General features: G+C 68.6%; 18 protein-coding genes. 12 read left to right on the top strand and 6 right to left on the bottom strand.

The window, feature by feature from the left end; genetic code table 11:
* Positions 1–16: 16 nt before the first annotated feature.
* The 4 genes from DNK56_RS24195 to DNK56_RS24180 all read left to right on the top strand — a co-directional run bounded on the left by DNK56_RS24195 (position 17) and on the right by DNK56_RS24180 (position 5006).
* Positions 17–1180 carry an IS4 family transposase gene (locus tag DNK56_RS24195; RefSeq protein WP_111329449.1) on the top strand — a complete coding sequence of 388 codons (1164 nt, stop codon included), beginning with the start codon at positions 17–19 and terminating at the stop codon, positions 1178–1180.
* Between the two features lie 47 nt (positions 1181–1227).
* The gene (locus tag DNK56_RS24190; RefSeq protein ID WP_274578663.1) at positions 1228–1929 is read left to right on the top strand and encodes an IS630 family transposase; all 702 of its coding nucleotides are present in this window, start codon (positions 1228–1230) and stop codon (positions 1927–1929) included.
* A 68-nt stretch (positions 1930–1997) separates the two neighbouring features.
* The gene (locus DNK56_RS24185; protein ID WP_111329449.1) at positions 1998–3161 is read left to right on the top strand and encodes an IS4 family transposase; all 1164 of its coding nucleotides are present in this window, start codon (positions 1998–2000) and stop codon (positions 3159–3161) included.
* Between the two features lie 468 nt (positions 3162–3629).
* A complete protein-coding gene (locus DNK56_RS24180) occupies positions 3630–5006 on the top strand; it encodes an IS1380 family transposase (protein WP_111329981.1) in 1377 nt (458 codons plus the stop codon).
* 213 nt (positions 5007–5219) lie between these two features.
* Here DNK56_RS24180 and DNK56_RS24175 read toward each other — a convergent pair whose 3' ends face one another.
* Entirely contained in the window at positions 5220–5747 is a 528-nt protein-coding gene (locus DNK56_RS24175) for an NUDIX domain-containing protein (protein WP_111337953.1), read from the bottom strand.
* Position 5748: 1 nt separating this feature from the next.
* The gene (locus DNK56_RS24170) at positions 5749–7104 is read right to left on the bottom strand and encodes a tetratricopeptide repeat protein (protein WP_111337952.1); all 1356 of its coding nucleotides are present in this window, start codon (positions 7102–7104) and stop codon (positions 5749–5751) included.
* A 223-nt stretch (positions 7105–7327) separates the two neighbouring features.
* On the opposite strand from DNK56_RS24170, the gene DNK56_RS24165 reads away from it, so the two are divergent.
* From DNK56_RS24165 to DNK56_RS24150, 4 genes are all read left to right on the top strand, one after another.
* Positions 7328–8077 (top strand): hypothetical protein, encoded by a 750-nt coding sequence (locus tag DNK56_RS24165; RefSeq protein ID WP_111337951.1) that lies wholly within the window; start codon positions 7328–7330, stop codon positions 8075–8077.
* 80 nt (positions 8078–8157) lie between these two features.
* Entirely contained in the window at positions 8158–9069 is a 912-nt protein-coding gene (locus DNK56_RS24160) for a phosphotransferase (protein ID WP_111337950.1), read from the top strand.
* 1 nt (position 9070) lies between these two features.
* A complete protein-coding gene (locus DNK56_RS24155) occupies positions 9071–9763 on the top strand; it encodes a class I SAM-dependent methyltransferase (RefSeq protein ID WP_111337949.1) in 693 nt (230 codons plus the stop codon).
* A 35-nt stretch (positions 9764–9798) separates the two neighbouring features.
* Entirely contained in the window at positions 9799–10350 is a 552-nt protein-coding gene (locus tag DNK56_RS24150; RefSeq protein ID WP_111337948.1) for an HAD domain-containing protein, read from the top strand.
* Positions 10351–10434: 84 nt separating this feature from the next.
* Here DNK56_RS24150 and DNK56_RS24145 read toward each other — a convergent pair whose 3' ends face one another.
* Positions 10435–10926: a DUF2716 domain-containing protein gene (locus DNK56_RS24145; protein WP_111339543.1), complete on the bottom strand. Its 492-nt coding sequence runs from the start codon at positions 10924–10926 to the stop codon at positions 10435–10437.
* Positions 10927–10998: 72 nt separating this feature from the next.
* On the opposite strand from DNK56_RS24145, the gene DNK56_RS24140 reads away from it, so the two are divergent.
* Positions 10999–12654: an IS1182 family transposase gene (locus DNK56_RS24140; RefSeq protein WP_111335593.1), complete on the top strand. Its 1656-nt coding sequence runs from the start codon at positions 10999–11001 to the stop codon at positions 12652–12654.
* On the opposite strand, the gene DNK56_RS24135 is transcribed toward DNK56_RS24140, so the two are convergent.
* The gene (locus DNK56_RS24135; RefSeq protein WP_274543546.1) at positions 12638–14035 is read right to left on the bottom strand and encodes an RNA-guided endonuclease InsQ/TnpB family protein; all 1398 of its coding nucleotides are present in this window, start codon (positions 14033–14035) and stop codon (positions 12638–12640) included. The two genes, DNK56_RS24140 and DNK56_RS24135, sit on opposite strands and share 17 nt — an antisense overlap.
* Positions 14036–14058: 23 nt before the next feature.
* On the opposite strand from DNK56_RS24135, the gene tnpA reads away from it, so the two are divergent.
* Entirely contained in the window at positions 14059–14487 is a 429-nt protein-coding gene (gene tnpA / locus DNK56_RS24130; protein WP_111337947.1) for an IS200/IS605 family transposase, read from the top strand.
* 335 nt (positions 14488–14822) lie between these two features.
* Positions 14823–15521 (top strand): hypothetical protein, encoded by a 699-nt coding sequence (locus DNK56_RS24125; protein ID WP_111337946.1) that lies wholly within the window; start codon positions 14823–14825, stop codon positions 15519–15521.
* A gap of 588 nt (positions 15522–16109) precedes the next feature.
* Here DNK56_RS24125 and DNK56_RS36835 read toward each other — a convergent pair.
* Positions 16110–16298 (bottom strand): hypothetical protein, encoded by a 189-nt coding sequence (locus DNK56_RS36835; RefSeq protein WP_446750403.1) that lies wholly within the window; start codon positions 16296–16298, stop codon positions 16110–16112.
* 232 nt (positions 16299–16530) lie between these two features.
* Between DNK56_RS36835 and DNK56_RS24115 the strand changes: the two genes are divergently transcribed.
* Positions 16531–16926: a tyrosine-type recombinase/integrase gene (locus tag DNK56_RS24115; protein ID WP_241990068.1), complete on the top strand. Its 396-nt coding sequence runs from the start codon at positions 16531–16533 to the stop codon at positions 16924–16926.
* Here the strand turns inward: DNK56_RS24115 and ychF are convergent.
* The gene (gene ychF / locus DNK56_RS24110) at positions 16916–18004 is read right to left on the bottom strand and encodes a redox-regulated ATPase YchF (RefSeq protein WP_111337945.1); all 1089 of its coding nucleotides are present in this window, start codon (positions 18002–18004) and stop codon (positions 16916–16918) included. The two genes, DNK56_RS24115 and ychF, sit on opposite strands and share 11 nt — an antisense overlap.
* Positions 18005–18363: the final 359 nt, after the last annotated feature.

The raw sequence follows: 18363 nt of genomic DNA, 5'->3' as shown, positions 1-18363 counted from the left end.
CCCGGAGCGGGTCCGGATGGGGGTGCTGTCGCGTACGTTCACGCCCGAGCTGGTCGACTTCGTGGTCGATGAGGCGGGGGCGCGCGAGGAGCGGACCCGGTCGTTGCCGGCCCGGCTGATGGTGTATTTCGTCCTGACGATGTGGCTGTTCAGCGGTGACGGATACGGCCTGGTGCTGCGGGAGTTGGTGGAGCACTGGCCGCGCCGGGCGCGGGAGGTGTGGCGTCCGGCGCGCACGGGGTCTCTGACAACGGCGCGGGCCCGGCTGGGTGCGGGGCCGCTGCGACTGCTCTTCGACCGGGTCGCCGGTTGCACCGGCACTGCGGCCACGCCGGGGGCTTTCTGGCGCGGGCTGCGGCTGACCTCCATGGACGGCACACTGCTGGACGTTCCTGACAGCGAGGCGAACGCTGCCGCCTACACCCGTGCCTCCAACGGAAATCGGCCTGGACCGTACCCGCAGGTGAGGCTCCTCGCGCTGGTGGAGTGCGGCACGAAGGCGTTGATCGGTGCGGTCTTCGACTCCTTCGCCGTCGGCGAGCGCACCTTGGCCGCCCGCCTCCTGGTGCACCTGCGGGAAGGCATCCTGTTGATGGCCGACCGGGGCTTTCCAGCCTATGAGCTGTGGCGGGCAGCCGCGGTCACCGGGGCCGAACTCCTGTGGCGGGTCTCGGATTCCTTCACCCTGCGGCCGCATGAGGTTCTGGCCGACGGCACCTTCCTCACCCGCCTGAACGGGCCGCGCGGCGCCCGGATCACCGTGCGCGCCGTGGAGTACACCGTGGTCACCACCACGATCGGCGCGGACGGCGACAGTGAGGAGACCTCGGAGCTGTTCTGCCTGATCACCACGCTCCTGGACCCCGAGGCGGCACCCGCCGCAGAGCTGGCAGAGCTGTACACCGCCCGCTGGACCAGCGAGACGATCTTCAAGCACATCAAGATCGAACAGCGGGGAGGACGCACCGCGACCCTCCGGTCCAACAGTCCCGCCATGGTCGAGCAGGAACTGTGGGCCATGCTCTGCGTCTACCAGGCCGTACACGACCTGGCCGTGGACGCCGCCCACCACGCGAACCTCCCCGTCTCGCACATCAGCTTCAAGAACACCCTCGCCGCCGCCCGACGTTCCGTCGGCGCGGACTTTCCCCCCTCGGCAACTGGCCGCCAGGATCCGTGACATCCAGGCCGACCTGACCCGCGAGGCCGTCCGTCCCCGCCCCGGACGTGCCGCACCCCGCGCCACCAAACGCAGCACCACCGGATACCGCACCCTCAAACCGGACGAGCCCGCCACCACCAAGGTCACCCACACGATCAGCCTCTCGCTCTTCCCCGAAGAACGACGACCACGCAAGCCGCGGGCGAAGCCGAGACCCCTGCAACTCGCCCCGCAGGAAACGACGTCACCGACACTCAAAGACATGGCGACGGCCATCTAATAGAGCGACGTTGCACGACTACGTGCGGCACGGCACCACGAACCTGTTCGCCGCGCTGAATATCGCCACCGGCGAAGTACTCGGCGAATGCAAGCCGAACCGGAACGGGGCGAACTTCCTGGCCTTCCTGAAGAAGGTGGTGAAACCGCACGCCGGCAAGGAGATCCATATCGTGCTGGACAACCTGTCCACGCACACCACCCCGGACGTGATGGCGTGGCTGGAGAAGAACCCTCACGTGCACTTCCATTTCACCCCCGTCGGCTCTTCCTGGCTGAACCAGATCGAGATCTGGTTCGGGATCATCACCCGGCAGTCCATCCGTCGCGGCACCTTCTCCAGTGTCCACGTCCTGGTCAAGCAGATCCGCGACTACATCAACTCCTGGAACCAGAACCCGAAACCCTTCACCTGGACCGCGACCACCGGCGAGATCCTCGCAAAGGTCCGGCTCGTCGCGACCCAACGTCGCTCGCTTAGTTCATGATCGCGTAGAGTCTCGGTCTTGTGCCGAGAGATCACATAGTTGGTGAGACGTACCCGGAGCGGGTCCGGATGGGGGTGCTGTCGCGTACGTTCACGCCCGAGCTGGTCGACTTCGTGGTCGATGAGGCGGGGGCGCGCGAGGAGCGGACCCGGTCGTTGCCGGCCCGGCTGATGGTGTATTTCGTCCTGACGATGTGGCTGTTCAGCGGTGACGGATACGGCCTGGTGCTGCGGGAGTTGGTGGAGCACTGGCCGCGCCGGGCGCGGGAGGTGTGGCGTCCGGCGCGCACGGGGTCTCTGACAACGGCGCGGGCCCGGCTGGGTGCGGGGCCGCTGCGACTGCTCTTCGACCGGGTCGCCGGTTGCACCGGCACTGCGGCCACGCCGGGGGCTTTCTGGCGCGGGCTGCGGCTGACCTCCATGGACGGCACACTGCTGGACGTTCCTGACAGCGAGGCGAACGCTGCCGCCTACACCCGTGCCTCCAACGGAAATCGGCCTGGACCGTACCCGCAGGTGAGGCTCCTCGCGCTGGTGGAGTGCGGCACGAAGGCGTTGATCGGTGCGGTCTTCGACTCCTTCGCCGTCGGCGAGCGCACCTTGGCCGCCCGCCTCCTGGTGCACCTGCGGGAAGGCATCCTGTTGATGGCCGACCGGGGCTTTCCAGCCTATGAGCTGTGGCGGGCAGCCGCGGTCACCGGGGCCGAACTCCTGTGGCGGGTCTCGGATTCCTTCACCCTGCGGCCGCATGAGGTTCTGGCCGACGGCACCTTCCTCACCCGCCTGAACGGGCCGCGCGGCGCCCGGATCACCGTGCGCGCCGTGGAGTACACCGTGGTCACCACCACGATCGGCGCGGACGGCGACAGTGAGGAGACCTCGGAGCTGTTCTGCCTGATCACCACGCTCCTGGACCCCGAGGCGGCACCCGCCGCAGAGCTGGCAGAGCTGTACACCGCCCGCTGGACCAGCGAGACGATCTTCAAGCACATCAAGATCGAACAGCGGGGAGGACGCACCGCGACCCTCCGGTCCAACAGTCCCGCCATGGTCGAGCAGGAACTGTGGGCCATGCTCTGCGTCTACCAGGCCGTACACGACCTGGCCGTGGACGCCGCCCACCACGCGAACCTCCCCGTCTCGCACATCAGCTTCAAGAACACCCTCGCCGCCGCCCGACGTTCCGTCGGCGCGGACTTTCCCCCCTCGGCAACTGGCCGCCAGGATCCGTGACATCCAGGCCGACCTGACCCGCGAGGCCGTCCGTCCCCGCCCCGGACGTGCCGCACCCCGCGCCACCAAACGCAGCACCACCGGATACCGCACCCTCAAACCGGACGAGCCCGCCACCACCAAGGTCACCCACACGATCAGCCTCTCGCTCTTCCCCGAAGAACGACGACCACGCAAGCCGCGGGCGAAGCCGAGACCCCTGCAACTCGCCCCGCAGGAAACGACGTCACCGACACTCAAAGACATGGCGACGGCCATCTAATAGAGCGACGTTGCGTCGCGACCAGAGTGAGGAAACTCGTCAATAACAACTCGAACTGACACGAACCGGATCACAAGACACTAGCCTCGGGCTTTCATGAGGTGGGCTGTCCGAAGCGTGATCGAAAACGTGAGAAGTGCTCCTGACCTGCAACGATGGGACTTGTCGAAGGTCCAGATCGTGCCGTGGAAAGAAGCACTTCTCAGGTGAAGAAGCGTATCGGGTCGTACCCGCGTATCCGCATCGAGGGCGGCGGCCGGGCGGTGGTCTCCCAGGCCGGGGGCGTGCTGCTGGTCGAGACGGTCCGCAAGGCCGGGCTGGACACCGCGATATCCGCGGCGCTGGCGCCGTGGCGGAAGGCTCGGGCGGTGCACGACCCGGGCAAGATCCTGCTGGACGTGGCCCTCGCGGTCGCGCTGGGCGGCGACTGCCTGGCCGATGCCGGGATGCTGCGGGCCGAGCCGGCCGTGTTCGGCCCGGTGGCCTCCGACCCGACCGTCTCCCGCCTCGTCGACACCCTGGCCGAGTCCGGCCCGAAGGCTCTGAACGCGATCCGGTCCGCGCGGGCCGAAGTACGCGAACGAATATGGAAGTTGGCGGGATCCTCGTCGCCGGACGCCTCCGGGCAGGTGATCGTCGACCTGGACGGGGTGCTGGTACTGGCCCACTCCGACAAGCAGGACGCGGCCGCGACCTGGAAGAAGACCTTCGGACATCACCCGCTGGTGGGCTTCGTCGACCACGGAAGCGGCGGCACCGGCGAGCCGGTGGCCGCGCTGCTGCGGCCCGGGAACGCGGGCAGCAACACCGCCGCCGACCACATCACCACGGCCCGACTCGCCCTGGCCCAACTGCCGAACAAGTACCGGCGCGGACGCCAGACGCTCATTCGTACCGACTCCGGCGGTGGCACCCACGAGTTCGTCGCCTGGCTCGCCCAGCGGGGCAGGTGGCTGTCGTACTCGGTCGGCATGACCATCACCGACGCCATCCACCAGGCCGTCCTCAAGATCCCGCCCGCCGCCTGGACAGTGGCCGTCGAACCGGAAGGTGAGATCCGTGACGGCGCCTGGGTCGCCGAACTCGACGGTGACGTCCTCAAGGGCTGGCCGCAGGGGATGCGGCTGATCGTCCGCAAGGAACGCCCGCACCCCGGCGCCCAGTTGCGCCTCACCGATGCCGACGGACTGCGGCTCACGGCGTTCGCGACCAACACCACCGGCGTTCCGATCGCCGCACTCGAACTCCGGCACCGCCAACGCGCGAGAGCCGAGGACCGCATCCGAAACGCCCGCGCCACCGGCCTGCGCAACCTGCCACTCCACGACGCCGCACAGAACCAGATCTGGCTGGAGATCGTCCAAATCGCCCTCGACCTGCTGGCCTGGATGCCCATGCTCGCCCTCACCGGGCAAACCCGCAGGTGGGAGCCCCGGCGGCTGAGGCTCCGACTGTTTTCCGCCGCCGCTCAGCTCGTCACCACCGCCCGCCGCCGACACCTGAGATTCGCAGGCCACTGGCCCTGGACCGACCTGATCACCGACGCCATCGCCCGACTCGAAGCTCTCCCGAACCCCGGCTGACCAGCACGTCCCCGCCCCTGCGAGCAGCACCACCCCGACCGGAGCCGTGGAACCCGGCGCCCACCCGACGCGACAGCCGGGCCATCAGCCTGCCCGCCACCCGCCCGAACAGCCGAAACGGCCCGCCGGAGGAACCGACGGACCGTCACGAAAGATCGAGGCTAGGTGATAGTGCAAATCAACGCCGCAACCAGCCACGAACCTTTTACGACATCACCAGCCATCCAGCGATACCTGCGGCCCTGCGTTAAGGTAGCGGTGGAGGGCGCTCGCGGTCGTATCCACAAACGCTTCCGGGATGGCGTCGGCGTCGACCCAGCGGACCTGGGAGTGCTTGCGGGGTTCGCGGTTTTCGGGTTCGCCGGTCCATTCGTGGGCGGCGAACACGACCGTGAGGAAGCCGTTGGGGGCTTCGACGCCCCAGGCGCCGTGGATGATGTGGGCGACCTTGAGGGACTCGGGCTTCACCGTGAGGCCGGTCTCCTCGTAGAGCTCGCGGACTGCGGTTTCGGTGATGGGCTCGCCCGGCTCGCTCTTGCCGACCGGGAGGTCCCACATGCCCTGGGCAAACTTCGCGTTTTCGCTGCGCTGGAGGAGGACGACGCGGTTGGTCGCCTTGTCGTGGACGATGACGGCCGCAACCAGCAGGGTCATCGACTCGAGCGCCGGCTCGAGGGCTTGGGAGCGGTCGTCGGTCTGCTGGGCCACGGGGTTCCCTTCGTCGGGCGGGTTGTTGGGCATGTTAGGCGAGGGCCTCGCGGGCGCGGCGGGCGAGATCTGCGGCGCCGGGAACGCGGCGGCGCTGGTAGACCGCGAGAGTGGAGCGGATCGACGTGATCGCCTTCCGGGTCCGGTCGGAGGTCATGCCCTCCATGAGGACCAGGGCCTGGGTCCAGGCGGCGACGGCTTCGTCGGCGCGGGCCTGGGCGGCGAGGCTGTCGCCGAGGTCGGCGTGGGTGAGGGCGTGGACGCGCTTGTACTTCTGGGGGTCCCAGCGGGTGAGGGCGTCCCGGTGCTGCTGCTCCGTGCCGATGTGGTCGGCGAGGTCGGTCAGGGTGCGGGCGGTGTGGCTGGCCACGGTGCCAGCGGCGGGGCCGCTCACGCGGGAGTAGCTGGGCTGGGGGCCGTCGTCTCGTAGGAGGGCGTCCTCGGCGGCGAGTAGGGCGCGCGCGGCCAAGGGGTTCTCGTTGACCGCGGCGTAGGCGCGGGCGTGCGTGATGTGGAGGAGCGCTTCGGTCTGGCCGTCGACGTGGCCGAGACCTGTGCGGAGGGCGCCTTCGACGAGGTCGACGCAGTGGTGGGGCTGTTTGAGGCTGAGGGCCTGGTGGGCGAGGGCGCGCATCATCCAGGCGGCGTGGCCCTGGGGGTCGGCTTCGCAGGCGAGCTTGTAGCCGACCTGGTAGTAGCGCTGGGCGGCGCCTTCCTGGCCGAGGTCGTGGTGCTTCCACCCTGCGAGGTAGGCGAGTTCGGCGACGGCGCCGAAGGCGGCCCGGCGTAAGGCTTCATTGGGGAAGCGTCCGCGCAGCATGGGGGCGGCGGTGTCGGCGAGGTACGCGGTGACGGTGGTCAGTCCGTGCCCGCCGCCGAGGCGCTCGTCGGCGGCGCTGAAGGCCGCCGTGATCTGCCGTACGACGTCCACGTCCTCTGCCCCGACCAAGGACGTGCCGGTGCGGGCGCGGAGCATGCGGGCGGTGGCTTCGTGGTCGTATCCGAGCGGCATGGCGACGCCGGCGGTGGTGAAGGCCGCGATGGCGAGGAAGCGACGGCGCTCGACGTCGGCGCGGCCCAGGTCGGTGGCGGCAAGGACGGGGTCGGATTCCGCCGGCGCTTCGTCATCGCTGGCCTGGAGGCCGATCTCGGTCTGGGTGACCGTGCGCCCCGCTCGTCGGGACAGCGCCTCGGCCAGGTACTGGCCTACCCGGCCCGAAGGGGCACGGGTGCCGTTCGCCCAGTGCGAGATGGCCGACTTGTTGGTCTGGAGGATCTCGCCGTTCTCGGCGGCGATGCGCCGCACGTCTCTGGCGAGGGCCTCGTAGGTGCAGTCGACCGCCGCGATGACGTCGCGCAGACGGGAGTTGGGTTCTCGCTGCGCCGTCACGATCGCCTCCGTCCTGGAGCTGTAAACCGCGTATACCGCTTCAACTGCCTTCCACCGTACCCACTGAGCGTGACCACCGGTTCACTTATCAGCAGCCGCCCGGAACGGCGCGACCGTGATCCAGGCTCCCCCTTGGTCCAGGCGGCACCCCGAAGTTCCGTACGCCCACACCAGGCTCGGGCATTCCTGTGCCCGAGACCGGCCAATCAGAGACGGAGACACGGTGACCACCATCAACACCACGGCCATCACGGTCGAGCTGCCCGAGGCGTTCGACCCGCGCTGGAGCCGCCTGCCCGGCATCCAGGTCGACGGCCGACGCATCACGATCGACCCGGCCGAGTACTTCTTCCGCTTCGAGTCCAACACCTGGTTCGTCGCCGACTGGGAGCTGGTCAAGGCCCAGCTCCTCGACGTGGACGAGACGACCGAGAGCGCGGTCGAGCAGCTCGCGCTCGACTTCATCAAGCAGCACAGCGACTCCACCTCCGACGCCGCCCGCGTCCTGGCCACCGCGTACGAGGTGTACGCCTACCTGTTCCGCGACGAGCACCTGGCCGGCCTCGGTCTGCCGCAGATCACCGCCGACCACCTGCGGATGCTGCGCGAGGCCGCCACGCTCATGGCACTCAACAAGGTCGAGCTCGACGGGCACATCTCCAACGTCGGCCCGTGCTGGTTCTTCCCCGCCGCCACCTCCGTCGTCTTCGACCTGGACGACGAGACGGGCGGGATGCTCGACGAGGTCTACCACGGCGGCTGGTTCAACGAGCACCGCCGCATCGAGTCCATCAAGGCCCACGCCGCCCTCGGCGGCCGGCTCGTGCACGGCTGCCAGTCCGTGCCGGACCAGTCCGGCGGCGTGGTCGCGCCCTACGGTGCCTCGATGGCGAACTTCCGCGACGACCTCGCGGCCTTCAAGGCGGGCTGGATCGAGCAGGTCTACGCCCACCGCGTGAACCCCGCCGCGTAACCACCACCCGATCAGGCTCCGGGGCGGGCCGACATCCCTCGCCCGCCCCGGACGCCACCACCCCTCCCCGGAGCCCTCACGTGACCACGAACCCCAGCGCCGAACTCCTCGACAACCTGCTCACCGCGACCGGCCAGACCACTGCCGTACGGGAGGAGGTACGCGTGTGGTCCATGTCCGGCGTCGAGCGCGTGACCTTCCCCGACGGCTCCACCGCCATCTTCAAGTACGCCAAGAAGCCCTTCGACAGCGAGGACCAGGCCCTCCGCCTGGCCCACACCCTCGGCGTCCCCGTCCCCCAGGTCCACGCCTCCGCAGTCCTGGACGGCTGGCTCGGCATGCTCCTGGAGGACCTCGGACCGTCCGTCCGCGAGGCCGACGACCTCGACGGCGTCGCCGCGGCCGTGGTCCTGCACGGCACCCATACGGCTCCGCCTTTGCCCGTCCTCGACCAGGAGCGGCTGCGGACGCTGCCGACCCGTGCGCTGGAGCATCTCGAACGGCTGCGCAAGGCCGACCGGTGGCAGGATGCCGACGATGTCGAGGACGCGCTCGACCGGATCGCCCAGGCCGCCGAGGCTCGCTCGGCCGGAGCGACGCTGGAGCCGTTCGGCTGGGTGCACTCCGAGTTTCATCCCACCAGCCTCCACATCGGCGAGCGCGGCTGGCGGCTGCTCGACTTCGCCCGCGCCTTCACCGGCCCCGGCCTGCTCGACCTCGCGAGCTGGCACGGAACCATCGATCCCCCGCACCCCGTGCGCCTGCGCGTCTTCCTGGAGCAGTACGTCATCGCCGGCGGCACCCCCGACGCCCTCGCCCCGCGCGGCGGGCTCACCGCCGAGAACTGGGCCCTGGGCTGGCACCGCATGTGGGCCGTCGAGTGGTTCATGGAGCAGACCGTCCGCTGGATCAACGACCCGGCCACCGACCCCGCCTACATCAAGGCCGTCCGCCGCCACCTCACCGACGTCCTCCACCTCCTGGAGATCTGACGTGCTCGCCCAGGCATCCCCCTGGCACGCCCACGCCCTCCAGCGCACCGCCGCCAGACTCGCCGAACCCCTGTCCGTGCCCGCCCGGATGGAGTGGACCACGAGACCCGGCCAAGGTCCCGGGGCCGAGATCCTCGGCCCGGACCTGCGGGGCAAGCGACTCCTGGAACTCGGCTGCGGCCCCGGCCACAACGCCGCCCACCTCGCCACCCGCCACGGCGCGCACGTCACGGGCGTCGACCTGGTCGGCCTCCAGGTCCGCCGCGCCCGCTCCCACTACGGACGGTTGAACAACCTCACCTTCGTCGCCGGCCACGCCCTGCACTACCTGCACGCCTCCGACGAGCAGTTCGACGCGATCTACTCCGTCTTCGGCGCCGTCGGGCTTGTCGCGCCCGAGCTCCTGCTCCCGGCCATCGCCCAACGCCTCACGCCCGGGCGAGTGCTGGCCTTCTCTGTCCCCCACCCGCAGCGCGGCGATCGAAGCCCCTCCGGCGACGACCGGCCCCGCCGCGACTTCGTCACCTTGCCCGACCGCACTCGGCTCCCCATCGCCCGATGGGAGTTCGATACCGACCGTTGGGAGAGGCACCTCAGCCGAGCGGGCTTCTGGCTCACTTCGGCCCAGGAGTTCAACGACCCCCGCATGGGCCACTGGCCCACCACCCTGCTGATCCGCGCCCGCAAGCTCTGACCAGCCATTCGCCCCGGCTTCCCCCGGAGGAACCGATGCGCCCGCCTTACCTGCTCCTCGACATCGACGGCGTCCTCATACCCTTCCCCAACGCGGACGGCTCGACCCCGGCCACCCACGCCCGCCACGACGTCGTCCCCACCGGCCGGAACGCCGACAACCCGGTCACCGTCTGGCTCGACCCTGCCCACGGCCCCATGCTCATGGACGTGATCCGCACCGGCCTGGTCACCCCGGTCTGGTGCACCAGCTGGCGCCAGGACGCCACCACCCTCATCGGCCCGCTCCTCGGCCTTCCAACCCTGTCGTACGTCGATCTCCCGCGTCCGCAGATCACCACCAGCCACCCCAACGGCTACCTGTGGAAGCGTGACCACGTCGACGCCTGGCTGGACGACGCCCCCGCCGTCTGGATCGACGACGACTTCACTGGCCTCGACCACGTCTGGGCGGCGGAGCGCGCCGCCCGCGGGACGGCGACCCTCCTCGTTCAGCCCGACCCAAACCTCGGTCTACAGCCCGACCACCTGACCGAGATGACGAAGTGGGTCGCGCAGCTCCCACAGCCCGCGCCGCCTGACGACTGATGCCCTCTCTGCCACGAGCAGCGAGGGCATCAGGGTGCGTTGTTGGGTCTGACTACCTGGGTGCCTTTGGAGTCGGGGTCCAACTCAGGCGGTGCCGACTGCCCTGCCGGACCTACGGATCGGCTGGCCGAGAAGCTTCTCTACCTCCGCGGATGCGGCGTCGAGGAGTTCCTGACCGAACAGACAGAGGGACTCTTCCCAGGGGTGCCCAAAACTGCCCATACGGAAGTCTTCCGAGAGGTAGATGTAGTAATCCCCGTCGGGGTACGGACTCAAAGGCCATGCCGGCTGCCCAGGGTCACCGACGCCCTGCGGTGCGAAGCGATACGACGTGTGCTGCCAGTCGAGCGCGAGCAGCGTTCCGCTCGGGCCAATGCAGGAAGTCAGCCCCTGCTCGACCACCTCGACCAGGCGGTCCAAACGCTCGTATTCAGGGTCGTCGTCAAGCGCGGCAAGGCTCCAGGTAACCGATGCGACGGGCTCCTTGATGGCGGGCCACTTGAAAGAACTCGTACTCGGCTGGAACTTGAACTCGTCTTGAAGCTCACTCCCTCGTGAACGACTCCGTTGGGGAATGCAGAAACCGGCGTCGTCGACTCGTTGTGGTTGGCATGATCGTTCTGTTCGTTGGAGCGAGGGGTGGGCTGGGTGTCGTTGGAGTCCCGGGATGACCGTGGGGTGCCGGAGCTGACCGCTCGGGTGGTGCGGGCGGCGTTCCCGAAGGGCACGCTTGCGGTGCGGGTGCGCGAGGCTCTCGGCTCGCTGTTCGAGGACGGGTCCTTCGCGGAGGCGTTCGCGAAGCGGGGGCGTCCGGCGGTCTCGCCCGGCGCGCTGGCGCTGGTCTCGGTCCTGCAGTACGCAGAAGGGCTCACCGACCGGCAGGCCGCTGACCAGGTGCGGGCCCGTATGGACTGGAAGTTCCTCCTCGGCCTGGAACTGGACGACCCCGGGTTCGACTTCTCTGTCCTGAGCGACTTCCGCGTCCGACTGATCGAGCACGGCCTGGAGGAGAAAGCCCTGGACCTGGTCCTGGAGCGGATCTCCGCGCTTGGGCTGCTGCGGTCGGGGGGCCGTCAGCGCACCGACTCCACCCATGTGCTGGCGGCGGTGCGGACACTGAACCGGATGGAGTTCGTCGGCGAGACCCTGCGCGCCGCGCTGGAGGCGCTGGCCGTGGCTGCCCCGGACTGGCTGAGCGGGTTGGTCACCGCCGACTGGGTCAAGCGCTACGGCGCCCGGGTCGACTCCTACCGGTTCCCCAAGGGCGAGAACGTCCGCGCGCAGTGGGCCGAGCAGGTCGGCCGGGACGGCTTCACCGTCCTTGAGGCCGTCCATGCCCCCGGGGCCCCCTCCTGGCTGCGGCAGATCCCGGCCGTCCAGGTCCTGCGCCGGGCCTGGGTCGAGCAGTACCACCGCGACAGCGAGGGGGTGCACTGGCGGGAGGGCAAGGACCTCCCGCCGGCCAGACGTCGGCTCTCCTCGCCCTACGACCCCGACGCCCGCTACGGCGTGAAGCGGGGATCGGGCTGGTGCGGCTACAAGACCCACCTGAGCGAGACCTGCGAACCCGACGCCCCGCACCTGATCACCCATGTCTGCACCACGGACGCCACCGTCGCCGACACCGAGATCACCGAGGCCGTCCACCAGGGCCTGGGACAACGGGAGTTGCTTCCCGACGAACACGACGTGGACGCCGGCTATGTCACCGCCGCGCACATCGTCACCGCCCGGGACCAGTACGGGATCGAGCTGGTGGGGCCGGTCGGCCTGGACACCTGCCACGAGAACCATGACGGCGAGCACTTCACACAGAGCGCGTTCACCATCGACTGGAACGCCAAGACGGCCGTCTGCCCCCAGGGCAAGGTCAGTGCCAGCTGGTCCGATCAGCGCAAGAGCAGCGGCACACCCGTCTCGCGGGTGCACTTCACCGCTCAGGACTGCGCGGCCTGTCCGGTGCGGGACAAGTGCACCAGGGCGTCGAACGGCAAGTGGGGCCGAAGCCTCACCCTGCTGCCCCGCGAGCAGCAGCAGGTTCTCGACCAGCGCCGCCGGGAACAGCGAACCGAGGAGTGGAAGAAGCGGTACGACATCCGGGCCGGTGTCGAGGGCACGATCTCGCAAGCCGTCCGCCGCACCGGCATCCGCCACACCCGCTACACCGGGCAACGCAAGACCCACCTCGGCAACGTCCTCGCAGCCACCGCCATCAACATCATCCGACTCGACGCCTGGCTGAACGGCACCCCCCTCGGCCCAACACGCACCTCCCACCTCGCCGCACTCACCCTGACAGCCTGACCACCAGCCCCGTTTCTGCATTCCCCAACGGAGTCGTGAACGAGGGAGATTCCCGCCTGGCTTGCGCCGGTGGGTTGGACGGCTTACGCCGCCTGACGACTGCCCTCCCGGCAGCCGGGATGACCACGGTGTGGCCGATCCGGTACAGGTGCAGGATGTTCCGGGCCGCGTTCTCGTCGGCGTTGCCGGTCCATCCGCACATGCTGTTCTTGCACACGAACGTGGCCTGGTCCTCGCGGCTGCCGGGTGTGACGAGCCCGCAGGCGTGGCAGCGCTGGGAGGTGTACGGGGCCGGGACCTTGACCAGGGTGCCCCCGTTTCGGGCGGTCTTGTACCCGAGCATGGTCATGGTCCGGCCCCATGCCTCTTGGGCTATGGAGCGGTTCAGTCCGGCCTTGGCCGCGACGTTCCTGCCCGGCTCCTCGATGGTGCCCTTGGCGCTCTTGGTCATGTTCGTGATGTGCAGGTCTTCCACCACGATCACGCCATACGTGCGGGCGAGCATGGTGGTGGTCTGGTGCTGCCAGTCGGTTGCTCGTCGCGTGGCTGTTGCTCGGAGTCTGCCGATCCGGCGGTACACAGCGCGCAGGCGGCCTGAGAACTTCTCTCCGCGCTTGCGGTGCTGCTTGAGACGTGCGGCGTGCTGCTCAAGGCGGAGCAGCACGGTTTTTTCCTTCTCGGTGAGCCACTTGTCCCGGTCGGCGGTGCCGTCGGGAAGGCGCGGCGCGTGGCTGTGGTCCTGGTGGTTGCCGTCCGATAGGGCGAGGGGGAGGTTCACGCCGAAGTCGATGCCGATCTCGGGACCGGTGTGCGGGGCCGGGACGGCCTCTCGGGTCTGGACGCGGAAGGCGATGTGCCAGCCGAGCGAGTCCTTGACCAGCCGTGCCCCGGTGATCCGGTTGTCGGTGTCGGCCCGCTTGCCGATGGGAAGGTCGCGGGTCCAGCGGAACCGGACCCGTCCGATCTTCGGGATCTGGGCCTCGCCCCAGCGGCGGTTGATCCGAACGATGTTCAGATCCCGGCCCTGCGGCACGTCCACCGTCAGCGGAGTGCGGATGCGGGCCTTGAAGTTCGGCTCGTCCGCCCGTCCTTCCCAGCAGTTCTTCCATGCCTGGAAATACGTCTTGAGGACGGCCTGTGCCGCCTGTGCGGGCAGCACACCGAGCCAGTCGATCTCTTTGCGGGCCTGCCGGATCGCCTCGTCCGCAGCCTTCAAGTCGCGGCGGTACTTCGGCGTCATCGTCCAGAAGTCGTGCAGCAGGTTCCACGTCGTACGCGCCGCGTGGCCCTGGTCGTCCATGAGCCGGACTTGCGCAGGAGTGAGCGCCAGTCGGGCGCGGTGCCCGAACTGCCGCTTCTCGTACGCGATTTCCTGACCCATGATCTTCACCCTAGCATAGGTTTATGTCACCACGATGGAACCCCAATCCCGATGTACGCACAGGACGTCACGTCGTCTACAACTTGCACGTCCACTTGGTTTTCGTAACGAAGTACCGACGCAAGGCCATGACCGACGCCATGCTGACGCGGTGCGAAGAGATCATGCGGGAGGTGTGCAGCGACTTCGAGGCCGAGCTGAAACAGTTCAACGGCGAGGACGACCACGTGCATCTCCTGGTGCACCACCCGCCAAAGGTCCAGCTCTCCAAGCTGGTCAACAGCCTCAAGGGAGTCTCGGCCCGGCTGCTGCGCAAGGAGTACGACAGCCACGTGCGCCGATATCTGTGGGGCGGACACTTCTGGTCCGGCTCCTACTTCGCAGGCTCCTGCGGCGGCGCACCGCTGACCGCGGTCAAGCAGTACATCGAGAACCAGAAGCGGCCCATCTGACCGTTGCCCCGGAGGCTCGCAGCGAACTCCGGCGCTGCGCGCCTCCGCGCCAAGGATGGCCTTCACCCCCGCCCTGAAGGGCGGAGCACTGGCCAAGATCAGAGGTAGAAGCGGTCCCAAACGCGTCGATACTCGGCCTCAAGCAGCTCGACCACGGGACTCTCCATCATGGCCCGATCCTATCGAGTCGCCCGTGTGAGGATCGGAGAGAGATCCTTCACGGAACCTCGGCCCCCTCCACTCGGACCATCAAGGAATCGAGCGCGAGGTGGGGGACGGCCTGATAGCCTGCGATCTTCGCCGGTCGCCCGGACGGAGTCCCCCGGCAGGTCTTCATGTCTTGCTCTGAGCAGCTCATGACAGCTCTCGATGCCCTGGACCACGCCTTCGCCTCAGAAGATCCCTTCCTCGTCACAGGGTGCACGTACTGCTATGTCGAGCAAGACTTCGCGGAACTCTCCGGTCCACTGCACCTCATAGCCGACGACCTAATCTCCTCGGTTGCCGCAGAGGTGCCTGATCATTGGGGGGACTTCCCTCGTCTCTATCGCCGCCTCGTCCCGCGCATCATTCGCCCACTCGTCACCGGCCAGCTCCACGTCGACGAGGAGCTCATCGCCTCCCGCCTGGTTCAGGCGGGCTGGACTACCTGGGACTTGCCCTTGGCCGAGGCCCTACGGGACGTCTGGTCCGCTTGGTGGCAGAGCACGCTGCATACCCACCCCAGCCCCGTGCCCGTCAGGGATTCCCTCAGCTTCATCACCGTGGCCACCAACAGCCTGCGTCCTTGGCTGAACACATGGGCCGTGACCAACACCCCAGCCGCCGACGCGCACTTGGCAGATCTCGTTAACGACGTGATGTTCGAGTTCGAGATCACCGACTTGCGCATGGGCTTCTACGATGAGTACGACGCCACGGCCGAGCTGCTGGGCTGGCTTCTCACCGAAGTGCGCGATCGTGTCATCGACACACGTCTCGACGACCCCTTCCTCTACGAGCACCTTCAGGCAACCGCTCAGCGCTCCAGCTGATCAGGTACGCCATCCGGAACCCCCGAAGGACCACTTCCGATGTTCCCTCGGGAAACGTGTCGCACCAGGGTGCTGTACCAGCCTTCGCCTGCCGGCCTCTTCGTCGGGAATCTGCCTGGGAGAAATCGGGGTCAGCACTGTCGACAGCGCTCTTCGGGCCTCGTAGCCACTGGTGTGACCGGATGGCGCGGCGTGGCGGACATGGACGACGTTCCGCTGGTCGTGCTTCGGCTGCGAGCCGCTTGTGTCCGCCTGTTCGGTTGAGCGGTGATGCGCCAGGTGAGGACCTCGGCGAGGTGCTCGGCGCTGTCGAGTTCCCTCTGGGCGCCCACTTCGGCCAAGAGCCGTCGGGGGCTGTGGCCAACGGTCTTGGCGTGGGCGAGGGTTGTGGTCAGGGCGGTCCAAGTGGGGTCGGCGAGGATTCGGTCGGCATGGTTGGGGTGGGCCGCGCGAACGTCTTGCTCGTAGCGGTGGGCGGTGTGCTCGTGGTGCGCGGCGGGTCAGGTCAGCCAAGACGGGTGTGGCGGCCCGCTGGTAGCCCGTCTGGTAGGTGGCGGAAGGCTTCCTCGACTGCTGCGCGGCCTGTTGTTAGTGGCCGTGTTGCTCATGCCGCTTGGCGGCGGCGCAGGCCAAGTGCACGGTGGCGAAGAGCAGGGCGATGGCTAGCCCGCCCGGCTCGCTGGAGGCGTAGGCGAGTTCCTTGGCGGCCTTGCGCAGGGCGGCGGCGGCCTGATGGTCGGCGCGGGTGGCGGAGCGGCGGGAGCGGTTGAACGCCATGGCCGCCGCTCGAAGTCCTGTCCGGTGTGGGCCGGTCGTGGCGGTGGTGGTGTGCCTCCATGGGTCGGTGGGGTCCGCCACGTACGGAGGCGGTCGGCCACCTCCTGGTCGGGAAGGTGTTCGTGTAGGCGGTTGACGGTTGATGGAGAGGTCGGGGGCAAGTTTGGAGCCGCCGTACCAGACGGGTTCGCCAGCGGCGTTCGTATCGCCGGGGGCGGCGAGGCTTGATGCGATGAAGGCCCACCTGCGGGACTTTCCCGCCGATGGGCCCGAGGGCCGGATCTTCACGGCGCCGCAAGGCGGGCCCGTGGTCTACACGCACTTCATGGACGGGTCCTGGCGGCCCGCCTGCGCGAAGGCCGGCATACCGAAGGGCACCGGACCCCACGCCCTCCGGCACCACTACGCCAGCCTGCTGATCAAGCACGGCGAGTCCGTGAAGACGGTCTCCGAGCGTCTCGGCCACACCAACGCGGCCATGACGCTGAACATCTACACCCACCTGGGGCCCGACTCCGAGGAGAGCGGACCCGGGCCGCTGTGGACAAGGCGTACGCGGACCGCGAAGGCCGCCCGACCCGCTCCGTCGCCGGTCAGACGGCCTTTTGCCGAACGTATTAGACGTTGAAGCGGAATTCCACCACGTCGCCGTCCTGCATCACGTAGTCCTTGCCTTCCATGCGGGCCTTGCCCTTGGCTCGGGCTTCGGTTACCGAGCCGGTTTCGACCAGGTCCTCGAAGGAGATGATCTCCGCCTTGATGAAGCCCTTCTGGAAGTCGGTGTGGATGACGCCGGCCGCCTCGGGGGCCGTGGCGCCCTTCTTGATCGTCCAGGCGCGGGCTTCCTTGGGGCCGGCCGTGAGGTACGTCTGGAGGCCCAGGGTGGCGAAGCCGACGCGGCCCAGGGTGGCGAGGCCGGGTTCGTCCTGGCCCATGGACTGGAGGAGTTCCAGGGCCTCGTCGTCGTCCAGCTCGATCAGCTCGGACTCGATCTTGGCGTTCAGGAAGATCGCCTCGGCCGGGGCGACCAGGGCGCGCTGTTCGTTCTTGAAGTCCTCGTCCACCAGCTCGTCCTCGTCCACGTTGAACACGTAGAGGAACGGCTTGGTGGTGAGGAGGTGCAGCTCGTGCAGGAGGCGGCCCTTCTCCGTGGCGGCCGTGATGCCCGCGTGGAAGAGGGTGTCGCCGGCCTCGAGGATCTTCTGCGCCTCCTCGACCGCCGCGAGGACCGCGACCTTCTCCTTCTGGAGGCGGGACTCCTTCTGGAGGCGCGGGATCGCCTTCTCCACGGACTGGAGGTCCGCGAGGATCAGCTCCGTATTGATCGTCTCGATGTCGTCCTTCGGCGAGACCTTGCCGTCCACGTGTACGACGTTCTCGTCCTTGAAGGCGCGGATCACCTGGCAGATCGCGTCCGACTCGCGGATGTTCGCGAGGAACTTGTTGCCCAGGCCCTCGCCCTCGCTCGCGCCGCGCACGATGCCCGCGATGTCCACGAAGTCGACCGTCGCCGGGAGGATCTTCTGCGAACCGAAGATCTTCGCCAGGGTGTCCAGGCGGGGGTCCGGGACGCCGACCACGCCGACGTTCGGCTCGATCGTGGCGAACGGGTAGTTGGCCGCCAGCACGTCGTTCTTGGTCAGGGCGTTGAACAGGGTCGACTTGCCGACATTCGGCAGACCGACGATTCCGATCGTGAGCGACACGGTGGCGACTTCCCTAGGGGGTGGGCGGACTCGAATGGACGTCGGGCCCATGGTGGGCCGATTCTCCAGTTTACGGGCGGGCCGGGGCGGGAAGTCACGGGTCCGGAATCGCGGGCCGCGACGGCTTGCGGCCCGCGGTCACGGGGTAGCTCCGCGGTTCCCGTTGCGCCGTGTGGCATCGAACTCATTCCCAAGGTCGGCCAAAGCGCGTGTCCCGCACCCCGTTCCCGCCTCCCCGCGACCTACGTTGTCCCGGTGGAGCAGCACAGGACACGTCCCCCGCAGCGCAGGCAGACCCCGCAGACCCCGTTGTCCCCGCTGGGGGCGGCCAAGGGGGCCCGGAAGGCCGGCGGCGGCGC

The sequence above is a fragment of the Streptomyces sp. AC1-42W genome, assembly GCF_003248355.1.
GTDB lineage: Bacteria > Actinomycetota > Actinomycetes > Streptomycetales > Streptomycetaceae > Streptomyces.
This window is presented reverse-complemented; position numbering and strand designations above follow the sequence as displayed.